Consider the following 12,623-nt stretch of genomic DNA (forward strand, 5'->3'; position numbering starts at 1 on the left):
CGGGGATCGATGGATGCAGCAGGAGACGAGCTCGCCGACCGGATCAGGGCACTGTTGAGCGCCGACGTCGAGATCGAGGAGCGGCGCATGTTCGGCACGCGGGCCTTCCTCGACGACGGCCGCATCCTCTTGGGAGCGCGACCGGGCGGCGTCCTCCTGGTGCGGGTCGATGACGAGAGCGGGGCGACGCTGCTCACGCGACCGGGAGTCGCGCGCGCGGTGATGGGATCACGCACGATGAGCTCAGGCTGGCTCGACGTCGTGCCCGGTGTGATCGAAGACGACGACGAGCTGATGTTCTGGCTCGACGTCGCGCGAGAGTCGACAGGGTCAGCCGTGGTGTCGCCGGAGACGGACTGACATCAGGGGCAGTGCACGAGCGGTTTCGGCCCGGAACGGTCGATCGTGTGCAGCGTCATGGGTGCCCCGCAGAGCGGACATGCCCGTTCGGCTCGTTCCGCAGGGCTGGGCGGAGGAGTCTTCTCGTACGGACCGACCGAGGCGGGGCCGGCGAACCGGATCAGGTTCGTGTTCACCCAGGAGTAGACGCCCCCTGCCTCGCGGATGCGCGTACGGAGAGGTGGGCGGTCGGAATCCTTTGCCATGTTGGTTAGTGTACTAATGATTAGCGCGGATGTATAGTTTCCCCTGTGACGGCGACCGATGACCTGCTCAAGTTGGAGAACCAGCTGTGCTTCGCGCTGGTGACCGCGGCGCGCAATGTCGTCGCCCTCTACCGACCGATCCTGGAGCCGTTGGGGCTCACGCATCCGCAGTACCTCGTGATGCTCGCGCTCTGGGAGAAGGCCCCGCGCACGTTGAATGAGCTGGCGGTCGACCTCGCACTCGAACCGGCCACGGCATCGCCTCTGGTCAAGCGGCTCGAATCTGAGGGGCTGGTGGCCAGGCAACGCAGCACTGAGGACGAAAGGCGCCTCGAGATCACGCTGACGACGGCGGGGGCGGCCCTGCGCGAGAGAGCCGTCGACGTCCCTCGTCGAGTCATGGCGGCGGTGGGTATGGACGTCGACGAGATCGCGGCACTCAGGGACGGCCTCAGCCCGTTCGCAGGGCGGCGTCCCGAGCTCGGCTGACTCGTCATCGCTTTCGCCTCGACCCGCGGCGGAGGCGGAAGAGATCGCGGGAGGCTCCAGCGGAGCCGATGTCGGTGGCCCCTCGTAGACTTGTCGGGTGCCCATCGTCCCCGTTGCTTCCTCAGGAAAACTCAGTGTCCGCGGTGCCCGCGTCCACAATCTCAAGAACGTCGACATCGACATCCCCCGCGACTCTCTGGTCGTGTTCACCGGCCTGTCCGGGTCGGGGAAGTCCAGTCTCGCGTTCGACACGATCTTCGCCGAAGGGCAGCGTCGCTATGTCGAATCGCTGAGCGCCTATGCGCGCCAGTTCCTCGGTCAGGTCGACCGTCCAGACGTCGACTTCATCGAGGGGCTGAGCCCGGCGGTCTCGATCGACCAGAAGTCCACCAACCGCAACCCGCGGTCGACCGTCGGCACCATCACCGAGATCTACGACTACATGCGTCTCCTCTGGGCGCGCATCGGCGTCCCGCACTGTCCCGAGTGCGGTGAGCGGATCCAGCGTCAGACGGTGCAGCAGATCGCCGATCAGCTCATGGAGCTGCCCGAGCGCACCCGGTACCAGGTCGTCGCCCCGATCGTCTCGCAGAAGAAGGGCGAGTTCGTCGACCTGTTCCGCGAACTCGGTGCCAAGGGGTACTCCCGGGCGATCGTCGACGGGGAACTGATCCAGCTCGCTGAGCCGCCGACGCTCAAGAAGAGCTACAAGCACGACATCGCCGTGGTGGTCGACCGCCTCGTCGCTTCCGATGACATCCTCGGTCGCGTCACCGACTCCGTCGAGACCGCACTCGGGCTCGCCGGGGGAGTGGTGCAGATCAACTACGTCGACGGCGAGGGCGACGACGCGTGGCAGACGTTCTCCGAGAAGCTGGCATGTCCGAATGGGCACGCGCTCACTCTCACCGAGATCGAGCCCCGCACGTTCTCTTTCAACGCGCCGTTCGGTGCCTGCCCCGCGTGCTCCGGCCTCGGCACCCGGATGTCCGTCGACGTCGACCTGATGCTCGGCGACGAAGACCTCTCGATCCGTGAGGGCGTCATCATCCCGTGGACCACCCAGGGCAAGGGTCTGTTCCAGTACTACGAGCGCCTTCTCGAAGGGCTCTCGCGTGACCTCGACTTCTCGTTGGACACGCCCTGGCGCGAGCTCCACTCCGATGTGCAGGACGCCGTGCTGCGGGGGGAGAACTACAAGGTCACCGTCAAGTGGAAGAACCGTTACGGGCGTGAGATGCGCTACGCCTCCGGTTTCGAGGGCGTGGTGCCCTACATCGAGAGGCAGTACCTGCAGGCGGAGTCAGATAACCAGCGCAACCGGTGGGGCGAATACCTCCGCGAGGTGCCGTGCCCGGTCTGCGACGGCGACCGGCTCAAGCCCGAGGTGCTCGCCGTCCAGGTCCACGGCCACTCGATCGCAGAGGTCTCGCACCTGAGCCTCGCCGACGCCCGCGCGTTCATGGAGACGCTGACCCTCACCGACCGCGAGGCGAAGATCGCTGCGCAGGTTCTGCGTGAGATCCGGCTTCGTCTCGACTTCCTGCTGCAGGTCGGGCTCTCGTACCTCAATCTCAGCCGCTCGGCGGGGTCGCTCTCGGGTGGTGAGGCGCAGCGCATCCGGTTGGCCACGCAGATCGGTTCCGGCCTCACCGGCGTGCTCTACGTGCTCGACGAGCCCTCCATCGGACTCCACCAGCGTGACAACCGTCGCCTGATCGAGACCCTGCTCACGCTGCGCGATCTCGGCAACACGCTCATCGTTGTGGAACACGATGAGGAGACGATCGAAGCGGCAGACTGGGTCGTCGACATCGGACCCGGTGCCGGCGTCAACGGCGGCGAAGTCGTGCATTCGGGCCCCTACTCGGCTCTGCTCAACGACAGCGCGTCAATGACGGGGGAGTATCTCTCCGGCCGCCGCGAGATCCCGATGCCGACGAAGCGTCGCAAGATCGACAAGAAGCGGATGCTGAGTGTCGTCGGTGCGCGGGCGAACAACCTCCGCAACGTCACGGCCGACTTCCCGTTGGGCGTGCTGACCGCGGTCACCGGCGTGAGCGGTTCCGGAAAGTCGTCGCTCGTCAACGACATCCTCTACCAGGTGCTCGCTTCTCGGTTGAACGGTGCCCGCACGGTTCCGGGAAAGCACACGCGCGTGACGGGACTCGACAACCTCGACAAGGTCGTGCACGTGGACCAGGCGCCGATCGGCCGCACCCCGCGATCGAACCCGGCGACGTACACCGGCGTCTTCGACCGCATCCGCACCCTGTTCAGTGAGACGCCCGAGGCGAAGGTCCGCGGGTATCTCCCCGGCCGCTTCAGCTTCAACGTCAAGGGTGGCCGCTGTGAGGCCTGTTCCGGCGACGGCACCATCAAGATCGAGATGAACTTCCTGCCCGACGTGTACGTCGACTGCGAGGTCTGCCACGGCAAGCGCTACAACCGCGACACCTTGGCGGTGCACTACAAGGGCAAGAACATCGCCGAGGTCCTCGAGATGCCGATCGAGGAGGCGGCGGAGTTCTTCGAGCCGATCCAGGCCATCCACCGCTACATGAAGACCCTCGTCGACGTCGGGCTCGGCTACGTGCGTTTGGGGCAGTCGGCGACGACGCTCTCGGGCGGGGAAGCGCAGCGTGTCAAACTCGCCACCGAGCTGCAGCGCCGGAGCAACGGACGCAGCATCTACGTGCTCGACGAACCGACCACGGGCCTGCACTTCGAAGACGTTCGCAAGCTCCTCGAGGTCCTCAACGGTCTGGTCGACAAGGGCAACACCGTGATCGTCATCGAGCACAACCTCGATGTCATCAAGTCCGCCGACTGGGTGATCGACCTCGGCCCCGAGGGCGGTTCCGGCGGCGGTCAGATCGTGGCCACGGGCACCCCGGAGCAGATCGCGCGTGTCGAGGAGAGCCACACCGGCCTGTTCCTCGGCGAGATCCTGGGTGAGGGGCGCGCTGCGCGGAAGGCCAGCTGATGGCCGACGTGCTGCCGTACAAGCCGCGCCCGGGGGAGATCCCGACCGACCCCGGTGTGTATCGCTTCCGGGATGCCGCCGGGCGCGTGCTCTACGTCGGCAAGGCGAAGAACCTGCGTCAACGGCTCTCGAACTACTTCGCGCCCCTGCGGACGCTGCATGAGCGCACTCGACGGATGGTCACCACGGCGGCCTCCGTCGAGTGGACCGTCGTCTCCACGGATGTCGACTCCCTGCAGCTCGAGTACATGTGGATCAAGGAGTTCGATCCACCCTTCAACGTGCGCTACAAGGACGACAAGTCCTATCCCTTCATGGCGGTGACGCTCGCGGACGAGGCACCTCGCGTGATCGTCACCCGAAACAGGAAGATTCCTGGAGCGCGGTATTTCGGTCCGTTCCCGAAGGTCTGGGCGGTGCACGAGACGATCGATCTGATGATCAAGGCGTTTCCGATCCGCACCTGCAGCGACTCCAGCTACCGGCGCGCCATGCAGACGGGCAGACCCTGCTTCCCCGGACAGATCGGCAAGTGCGGTGGCCCGTGCTCGATGACGGTGAGCATCGAGGAGCATCGCGCGATGGTCGACGACTTCGTCGCGTTCATGGCCGGCGGTGATGAGCGCTTCACCCGGGAACTCACGAAGCGGATGCTGGCTGCATCCGCGGCGATGGACTACGAGGCCGCGGCGAAGTACCGCGACAAGCTCTCCGCGATCGAGGCTGTGCTGGGGAAGAGCGCGCTCGTGCTGCCCGCGGACGAGGACGCGGATCTGTTCGGCATCGCGGAGGACGAGCTCTCCGCCGCGGTGCAGCACTTCGTGATCCGCGGCGGCCGAGTGCGGGGTGTGCGCGCGCTGACCATCGAGAAGGAGATCGACATCTCCAGTGGCGAGCTCGTCGAGCAGGTGCTGCAGCAGGCATACGGTGAAGCGCAGGACGTCCCTCGTCGCATCCTGGTTCCGACACTGCCCGACGACGCCGCGGAACTCGAGACGTGGTTGCGCGAGCGACGCGGCAAGAGAGTCGAGATCGCCGTCGCCCAGCGCGGCCAGCGCGCCGACCTGATGCGCACGGCGACATTGAACGCGCAACAGGCGCTGATCCGGCACAAGACTCGACGCACGACAGACTATGTCGCCCGCACCCAGGCCCTCACCGACCTGCAGGAAGCGCTCGGCATGGACGAAGCCCCGCTGCGGATCGAGTGCTTCGACATCTCGCACCTCGGAGGGACGAATGTCGTCGCGTCGATGGTCGTCTTCGAAGACGGGCTGCCTCGCAAGGACCAGTACCGGTCGTTCAACATCGCCGAGACCACGGACGACACCGATTCGATGTACCAAGTGCTCCGTCGGCGGTTGGCCTATCTCGACCGTCCCGAAGAGGAGTCCGAGGTGGTCGACCCGACGACCGAAGAGGTCGTGTCCGAGGACGTCGGCGCAGCGACGGTGCGTCGCAAGCCCCGCTTCGCCTACCCACCCCAGCTTCTGCTGGTCGATGGCGGGCAGCCCCAGGTGGAGGCCGCAGCACGAGCACTCCGCGACGCGGGGCACACGGAGATCGCGGTCTGTGGGATCGCGAAGCGCCTCGAAGAGGTCTGGCTGCCCGGAGATGATTTCCCCGTCATCCTGCCTCGCACGAGCGAGGCCCTCTATCTGTTGCAACGACTGCGTGACGAGGCACACCGATTCGCGATCACGCATCAGCGCAAGAAACGGCGCAACGACATCAGTTCGGTGCTCGCAGAAGTGCCGGGACTCGGCAGTTCACGGATCAAAGTGCTGCTCAAGCATTTCGGCTCGGTGACCGCGCTCCGTGCGGCCGCGCCAGCGGAGATCGAAGAAGTCCAGGGAATCGGCCCCGTGCTCGCCCAGAACATCCACACGCACCTGTCCACTCGCTAGGCTGGAGTCCGAGGGGGAGAGGGAGCACTGAGTAATGGCTGACGAGGAAAAGGGCGAGTTCCTCATCGTCACAGGGATGTCTGGCGCGGGTCGGACCACCGTGGCGAACGCTTTGGAAGATCTCGGCTGGTACGTGGTCGACAACCTCCCGCCGCAGATCCTGCGCCCTCTGCTCGACCTGACCGACATGGGCGGCACCGCATTGCCGAAGGTCGCTGCCGTCGTCGATGTGCGCGGCCGCAATCTCTTCGACGATTTTCCGGGTGTGGCGCGTGCCCTGCGCTCGCGCGGCTCCGTGCGAGTCCTGTTCCTCGATGCGTCCGACGATGTGCTGGTGAGACGGTTCGAGTCCGTCCGACGCCCGCACCCGCTGCAGGGCGAAGGTACCCTGCTCGATGGCATCCGTGTCGAACGGACCCGGCTGGCCCCGATCCGCGAGGGCGCCGACATGGTGATCGACACGTCCACGCTGAACATCCATCAGCTGGCGACCCAGGTCTCGGACATCTTCTCGGAAGAGGGGGAAGCCCGTCACCGCGTCACCCTGCTCAGCTTCGGTTTCAAGTACGGGCTGCCGACCGACGTCGATATCGTCGCCGACATGCGGTTCCTGCCGAATCCGTTCTGGAATGAGGAGTTGCGCGGTCTCACCGGCCAGGACGAACGGGTCAGGGAGTACGTCCTCTCCCGAGAGGGTGCGACGGAGTTCCTGGATGCCTACTCGTCGGCGCTGGTGCCGGTGCTGGAGGGATACCAGCGCGAGAACAAGAGTCACTCGACGATCGCGATCGGCTGCACCGGCGGGAAGCACCGCTCGGTCGCGATGTCGGAAGAGCTTGCGCGCAGGCTCGCCGCCGTCCCCGGCGTTGCCGTGAGCGTCCGTCACCGGGACCTCGGCCGAGAGTAGCGAGCCTCCCGGCCGAGTAAGCTGGACGTTTGCGTCGCGATCCGACGCGTGAACGTGAAGGAGTGTCGTGGCACTAACCACCGACGTCAAGGCCGAGCTGGTCAGCATCCGCAACGCACCCCCGACGGTGCGGGTTGCGGAAGTCACCGCGATTCTCCGGTTCGCCGGTGGTCTGCATTCGATCGCCGGTCGCGTGGCCGTGGAAGCCGAGGTGGACGCTGAGACGCTCGCACGTCGCGTCGCACGAGACCTCGCCGAGATCTACGGAGTGCGCCCCGAGATCGCGCAGGTGCAGTCGAGCACCGCGAACGACGGAGCGCGGTGGGCCGTCCGTGTGATCGCCCAGGGCGAGACCCTCGCGCGCCAGACCGGTCTCCTCGACCAGCGCCGTCGCCCCGTGCGCGGGCTTCCGAACCGCCTCACCACCGGCTCTCGTGCCGAGGTCGCCGGTCTCTGGCGCGGCGCGTTCCTGGCGGCGGGGTCCCTGAGCGAGCCCGGTCGATCCGCGATGCTCGAGGTCGTCTGCCCCTCGTCGGAAGCGGCGATGGCACTCGTCGGCGCTGCCCACCGTCTCGGTGTCGCCGCCAAGGCGCGCGAAGTGCGGGGCATGCCTCGGGTCGTGGTGCGTGAGGGTGAGGCGATTCGCACGATCCTCAACGAGATGGGCGCGCAGAAGACCGCCATCGCGTGGGAAGAGCTCCGTCAGCGACGCGAGGTCCGCGCCGGTGTCAACCGCCTGGTGAACTTCGACGACGCCAACCTGCGCCGGTCGGCTCAGGCTGCCGTAGCCGCGTGTGCGCGTGTCGAGCGGGCGTTGGAGATCCTTGCCGACGAGGTGCCCGATCACCTGAAGGTCGCCGGTGAGCTTCGTCTCGCGCACCGCGACGCCAGCCTCGACGAGCTCGGTCACCACGCCGATCCGCCCCTGACGAAGGATGCCGTCGCCGGCCGGATCCGTCGTCTGCTCGCGATGGCAGACAAGCGCGCGCAGCAGGAGGGCATCCCCGGAACGGAAGCCGCCGTCCCCGTCGGACTCGACGTCTGATCCCTGTCCTTCGACGAAGACCCGCCGCCCACGATGAGGGCGCGGGTCTTCGTCATGTGGCGGAAGGTTCGAGGGCGCATCCGCGTTGTCGTCAGTAGGATGAATCACGTCCGCTCTACGCCGCACATCGGCGGCGCGGAGGATCGGCAAGCGCCGCGGCGCGGCGCGGATTGGATGAAAGCGATATGGCGACTTACACGCTCCCCGACCTTCCCTACGACTTCGCAGCGCTCGAGCCGCACATCAGCGGCAAGATCATGGAGCTGCACCACGACAAGCACCACGCGGCCTACGTCGCCGGCGCGAACACTGCTCTCGACCAGCTCGCCGAGGCCCGTGAGAGCGGCAACCTCGCGAACGTCAACAAGCTCGAGAAGGACCTCGCGTTCAACCTCGGTGGTCACGTGAACCACTCGATCTTCTGGACGAACCTGTCGCCGAACGGCGGGGGACAGCCCGAGGGTGAGCTGAAGGCCGCCATCGACGAGTACTTCGGCTCGTTCGAGAAGTTCCAGGCGCACTTCACGGCTGCCGCCACCGGCATCCAGGGTTCCGGATGGGCCGTGCTCAGCTGGGATTCGATCGGCTCGCGTCTGATCATCCAGCAGCTGTTCGACCAGCAGTCGAACACCGCGCAGGGCACGATTCCGCTGTTCCAGCTCGACATGTGGGAGCACGCGTTCTACCTCGACTACCTCAACGTCAAGGCGGACTACGTCAAGGCGGCGTGGAACATCGCGAACTGGGAGAACGTCGCCCAGCGTCTCGAGGTCGCCCGTGAGCAGACGAACGGCCTGCTGGTACTGTCGTAATCGGGTTGCGTCCCGGCGGGCCTCGGCTCGTCGGGACGCTCTCTCAGCCAAAAAACCCCCGCGCATCACGCATGCTGGAAAGTGGCGTGCTGCGCACGAGAAACAGGGAGACCTGAGTGTCTGTCAAGATCGGTATCAACGGCTTCGGCCGCATCGGACGCAACTACTTCCGCGCGGCTCTCGCGCAGGGAGCAGACCTTGAGATCGTCGCCGTCAACGACCTCACCGACAACAAGACCCTGGCGCACCTGCTGAAGTACGACTCGGTCGGCGGCGTCCTCGACGCCGAGATCAGCTACGACGACGACAGCATCACCGTCAACGGCAAGACCATCAAGGCCTTCGCCGAGCGCGACCCCGCCGGTCTTCCGTGGGGTGAGCTGGGCGTCGACATCGTCATCGAGTCGACCGGCTTCTTCACCAAGGCCGAACTCGCCAAGAAGCACATCGAGGCCGGCGCGAAGAAGGTCCTCATCTCGGCTCCGGGTACCGGTGTCGACGGCACGTTCGTGATGGGCGTGAACGAGGACACGTACAACCCGGAGACGGACCACATCATCTCCAACGCGTCGTGCACCACGAACTGCCTCGCGCCGCTGGCACAGGTCTTCAACGACGCGTTCGGCATCGACCGCGGCTTCATGATGACCGCGCACGCGTACACCGCAGACCAGAACCTGCAGGACGGCCCGCACAGCGACCTCCGTCGTGCACGCGCCGCCGCGATCAACATCACGCCCGCGTCGACCGGCGCTGCCAAGGCGATCGGCGAGGTGCTCCCGGAACTCCAGGGCAAGCTCAGCGGCTCGTCCTACCGCGTCCCGGTTCCCACCGGCTCGATCGTCGACCTCACCCTCATCACCGACCGCGAGAACCTGACGGTCGACGAGGTCAACGAGGCCTACAAGAAGGCTGCGGCCGAGGGTCGCCTCGCGGGCTTCCTCCAGTACAACGAGGACCCGATCGTCTCGAGCGACATCGTGCACAACCCGCACTCGTCGATCTTCGACTCCACCCTCACCAACGTCAGCGGAAACCTGATCAAGGTGTCCAGCTGGTACGACAACGAGTGGGGTTACTCCAACCGTCTGGTCGACCTGACCGAGTACGTGGCCGAGCGCCTCTAAACTCAGAAACATGACTCTGCGCACCCTGGACACTCTGGGGTCGCTCGAGGGCAAGCGTGTCATCGTCCGTTGTGATCTCAACGTCCCCCTGCGGGATGGGATCATCACGGACGATGGCCGTGTCCGCGCCTCGCTGCCGACCCTCAACACACTGATCAACGCGGGCGCCCGCGTCATCGTGTGCTCCCACCTCGGACGCCCGGACGGCGCGCCCGACCCGCAGTACAGCCTGGAGCCGGTGGCGCAACGCCTCTCCGAACTCCTCGGCTCCCCGGTCGCGTTCGCACGCGACACGGTCGGCGAGTCGGCGACGGATGCCGTCGAGTCGCTCGAGGACGGTGGAGTCGTCGTCATCGAGAACCTGCGGTTCAACCCGGGGGAGACCTCGAAGGATGAGGCGACGCGTGCGGCCTTCGCGGCAGAGCTCGCGAAGCTCGGCGACGTGCTCGTCTCCGACGGGTTCGGGGTGGTGCACCGCAAGCAGGCGAGTGTCTACGAACTCGCCGAGTTGCTGCCTTCCGCTGCCGGTCTGCTGATCGCAGCCGAGCTCGATGTGCTGGACCGTCTGACCGAGAATCCGGAGCGTCCCTACGCGGTCGTGCTCGGAGGCTCGAAGGTCAGCGACAAGCTCGGCGTCATCTCGCATCTGCTTCCGCGGGTCGACAAGATCCTCGTCGGCGGCGGGATGCTGTTCACCTTCCTCAAGGCACAGGGCCACGCCGTGGCATCGAGCCTCCTGGAAGAGGATCAGCTCGATACCGTTCGTGGCTACATCGCCGAGGCCGCCGAGCGCGGTGTGGAGCTCGTGCTCCCCACCGACGTCGTCGTCGCCGCGTCGTTCGGCGCGGACGCCGCGCACGAGGTCGCTGCGGCCGACGCCATCGAATCCACGCCGTTCGGCGCCTCGGGCATCGGCTTGGACATCGGTCCCGAGACGGCGGCGCGATTCGCCGAGGTGATCCGCGGCTCGAAGACGGTGTTCTGGAACGGCCCGATGGGCGTGTTCGAGTTCCCCGCCTTCGCAGCGGGGACCAAGGCCGTCGCGCAGGCGCTCACCGAGGTCGACGGTCTCAGTGTCGTCGGCGGGGGCGACTCCGCCGCCGCCGTGCGTCAGCTGGGCTTCTCCGATGAACAGTTCGGTCATATCTCGACCGGCGGCGGCGCGAGCCTCGAATTCCTCGAGGGCAAGAAACTACCTGGGCTGGAGGTCCTCGGATGGGCGTGAACTCCCGTACCCCGCTGATCGCGGGAAACTGGAAGATGAATCTCGACCACCTTCAGGCGGTCGCGTTCGTGCAGAAGCTGCACTGGACGCTGAAGGATGCGAAGCACGAAGACGGGTCCGTCGAGGTGGCGGTCTTCCCGCCCTTCACGGACATCCGCAGCGTGCAGACGCTCATCGATGCGGACAAGATCCCCTTCGCTCTCGGCGCGCAGGATGTCTCGGCGCACGACTCCGGGGCGTACACCGGCGAGGTGTCGGGCGCGTTCCTGGCGAAGCTCGACGCGAAGTACGTCATCATCGGCCACTCCGAGCGTCGGGAGTACCACTCCGAGGGCGACGACGTCGTGGCGGCCAAGGTGCAGGCTTCCCTCAAGCATGGCCTCGTTCCGGTGATCTGCGTCGGTGAGACGGCAGAGGACCTCGAGAAGTTCGGTGCGAGCGCGGTTCCCGCCGGTCAGCTCGAGGCCGCACTCCAGGGCGTCTCCGCGCAGGCGGACATCGTCGTGGCGTATGAGCCGGTGTGGGCCATCGGCTCCGGTCAGGCGGCGACTCCGCAGCAGGCGCAGGATGTCTGCGCCGCGCTGCGTGGGGTCATCGCGAAGGTTCTGGGCGACGAGGCCGCCGCGCGCACGCGGATCCTCTACGGCGGATCCGTGAAGGCGGCGAACATCGCCAGCTTCATGCGTGAGCCCGATGTGGACGGCGCTCTCGTCGGCGGGGCGAGCCTCGTCGTGGACGAGTTCGCGGCGATCATCCGCTTCGAGAAGCACGTCGGCGTGTGAGTGCAGCGGGGCTGCGGCCCCGCTGCACCGTATACTTGACCGTTACGGGGGCGCTCCGGCCCCATCGAAAGGCTCTTTCTCGTGGCAATTCTTGAGTTCGTCCTGCAGGTCGTGCTGGGTATCACCAGCGTCCTGCTGACCCTCCTCATCCTCTTGCACAAAGGTCGCGGCGGTGGCTTGTCCGACATGTTCGGTGGCGGCATGACGTCTGCCGTCGGCTCCTCCGGCCTTGCGGAGCGGAACCTGAACCGCTTCACCGTCGTCCTGGCTCTGACGTGGTTCATCTCCATCGTCGCGCTGGGCCTCATCACGAAATTCGAGGTCATCTGATGGCTACCGGTGGAAACGCGATCCGCGGCACCCGCGTGGGCTCCGGCCCGATGGGGGAGCAGGACCACGGTTATCACGCCGACCGCATCGCGGTCTCGTACTGGGACGGGCTCGGCAACGAGACCGTGCGCTACTTCGCAGCCGGTCTCCCGGAAGAGGAGATCCCGGAGACGATCGACCACCCGCAGTCCGGTCTGCCTGCCGGACGCGACAAGGAGAATCCGCCTGCGCTCGCGAAGGCGGAGCCCTATAAGACGCACCTCGCGTACGTGAAGGAGCGTCGTACAGACGAGGAAGCGGTCCAGCTGCTCGACGACGCGCTCACGCAGCTGCGTGAGCGTCGGGGCCAGTGACCTCGACCTGACATCGAAGAAGCCGCCGCGATCACTCGCGGCGGCTTCTCTCGTC

General features: G+C 66.4%; 13 protein-coding genes. 12 read left to right on the plus strand and 1 reads right to left on the minus strand.

Features of this window, described 5'->3' with window-relative positions:
• The first annotated feature begins 9 nt into the window (after nucleotides 1-9).
• A complete protein-coding gene (locus tag LVJ59_RS00645; protein WP_232761660.1) occupies nucleotides 10-360 on the plus strand; it encodes a TfoX/Sxy family protein in 351 nt (116 codons plus the stop codon).
• Between the two features lie 2 nt (nucleotides 361-362).
• Here the strand turns inward: LVJ59_RS00645 and LVJ59_RS00650 are convergent, their stop codons facing one another.
• Nucleotides 363-605, minus strand: a complete 243-nt coding sequence (locus LVJ59_RS00650) for a hypothetical protein (RefSeq protein ID WP_081997077.1) — start codon at nucleotides 603-605, stop codon at nucleotides 363-365.
• A gap of 45 nt (nucleotides 606-650) precedes the next feature.
• Here LVJ59_RS00650 and LVJ59_RS00655 point away from each other — a divergent pair, with 45 nt between their 5' ends.
• The 11 genes from LVJ59_RS00655 (at nucleotide 651) to LVJ59_RS00705 (ending at nucleotide 12,568) form a co-directional block, all read left to right on the plus strand.
• Entirely contained in the window at nucleotides 651-1,094 is a 444-nt protein-coding gene (locus LVJ59_RS00655; protein ID WP_232761661.1) for a MarR family winged helix-turn-helix transcriptional regulator, read from the plus strand.
• A 97-nt stretch (nucleotides 1,095-1,191) separates the two neighbouring features.
• Entirely contained in the window at nucleotides 1,192-4,080 is a 2,889-nt protein-coding gene (uvrA, locus tag LVJ59_RS00660) for an excinuclease ABC subunit UvrA (protein WP_047524031.1), read from the plus strand.
• Nucleotides 4,080-5,987, plus strand: a complete 1,908-nt coding sequence (uvrC, locus tag LVJ59_RS00665; RefSeq protein WP_232761662.1) for an excinuclease ABC subunit UvrC — start codon at nucleotides 4,080-4,082, stop codon at nucleotides 5,985-5,987. Before uvrA ends, uvrC begins: the two co-directional genes overlap by 1 nt.
• A gap of 34 nt (nucleotides 5,988-6,021) precedes the next feature.
• The gene (gene rapZ, locus LVJ59_RS00670) at nucleotides 6,022-6,894 is read left to right on the plus strand and encodes an RNase adapter RapZ (protein ID WP_047524029.1); all 873 of its coding nucleotides are present in this window, start codon (nucleotides 6,022-6,024) and stop codon (nucleotides 6,892-6,894) included.
• A 67-nt stretch (nucleotides 6,895-6,961) separates the two neighbouring features.
• On the plus strand, nucleotides 6,962-7,939 hold the full coding sequence (gene whiA, locus LVJ59_RS00675; RefSeq protein ID WP_017830285.1) for a DNA-binding protein WhiA: 978 nt from the start codon (nucleotides 6,962-6,964) through the stop codon (nucleotides 7,937-7,939).
• Between the two features lie 185 nt (nucleotides 7,940-8,124).
• Nucleotides 8,125-8,751 (plus strand): superoxide dismutase, encoded by a 627-nt coding sequence (locus tag LVJ59_RS00680; protein ID WP_232761663.1) that lies wholly within the window; start codon nucleotides 8,125-8,127, stop codon nucleotides 8,749-8,751.
• Nucleotides 8,752-8,867: 116 nt separating this feature from the next.
• A complete protein-coding gene (gap, locus tag LVJ59_RS00685) occupies nucleotides 8,868-9,878 on the plus strand; it encodes a type I glyceraldehyde-3-phosphate dehydrogenase (RefSeq protein WP_047524027.1) in 1,011 nt (336 codons plus the stop codon).
• A gap of 10 nt (nucleotides 9,879-9,888) precedes the next feature.
• Nucleotides 9,889-11,103 (plus strand): phosphoglycerate kinase, encoded by a 1,215-nt coding sequence (gene pgk, locus LVJ59_RS00690; protein ID WP_047524026.1) that lies wholly within the window; start codon nucleotides 9,889-9,891, stop codon nucleotides 11,101-11,103.
• Nucleotides 11,094-11,885: a triose-phosphate isomerase gene (gene tpiA / locus LVJ59_RS00695; protein WP_047524025.1), complete on the plus strand. Its 792-nt coding sequence runs from the start codon at nucleotides 11,094-11,096 to the stop codon at nucleotides 11,883-11,885. The genes pgk and tpiA overlap by 10 nt, the downstream gene beginning before the upstream one ends.
• 81 nt (nucleotides 11,886-11,966) lie before the next feature.
• Complete coding sequence (secG, locus tag LVJ59_RS00700) at nucleotides 11,967-12,215, plus strand: preprotein translocase subunit SecG (RefSeq protein WP_047524024.1); 249 nt, start codon at nucleotides 11,967-11,969, stop codon at nucleotides 12,213-12,215.
• Nucleotides 12,215-12,568 carry an RNA polymerase-binding protein RbpA gene (locus tag LVJ59_RS00705; RefSeq protein ID WP_017830291.1) on the plus strand — a complete coding sequence of 118 codons (354 nt, stop codon included), beginning with the start codon at nucleotides 12,215-12,217 and terminating at the stop codon, nucleotides 12,566-12,568. The genes secG and LVJ59_RS00705 overlap by 1 nt, the downstream gene beginning before the upstream one ends.
• Nucleotides 12,569-12,623: the final 55 nt, after the last annotated feature.

Source organism: Microbacterium sp. KKR3/1 (assembly GCF_021272365.1).
Taxonomy (GTDB): domain Bacteria; phylum Actinomycetota; class Actinomycetes; order Actinomycetales; family Microbacteriaceae; genus Microbacterium; species Microbacterium aurugineum.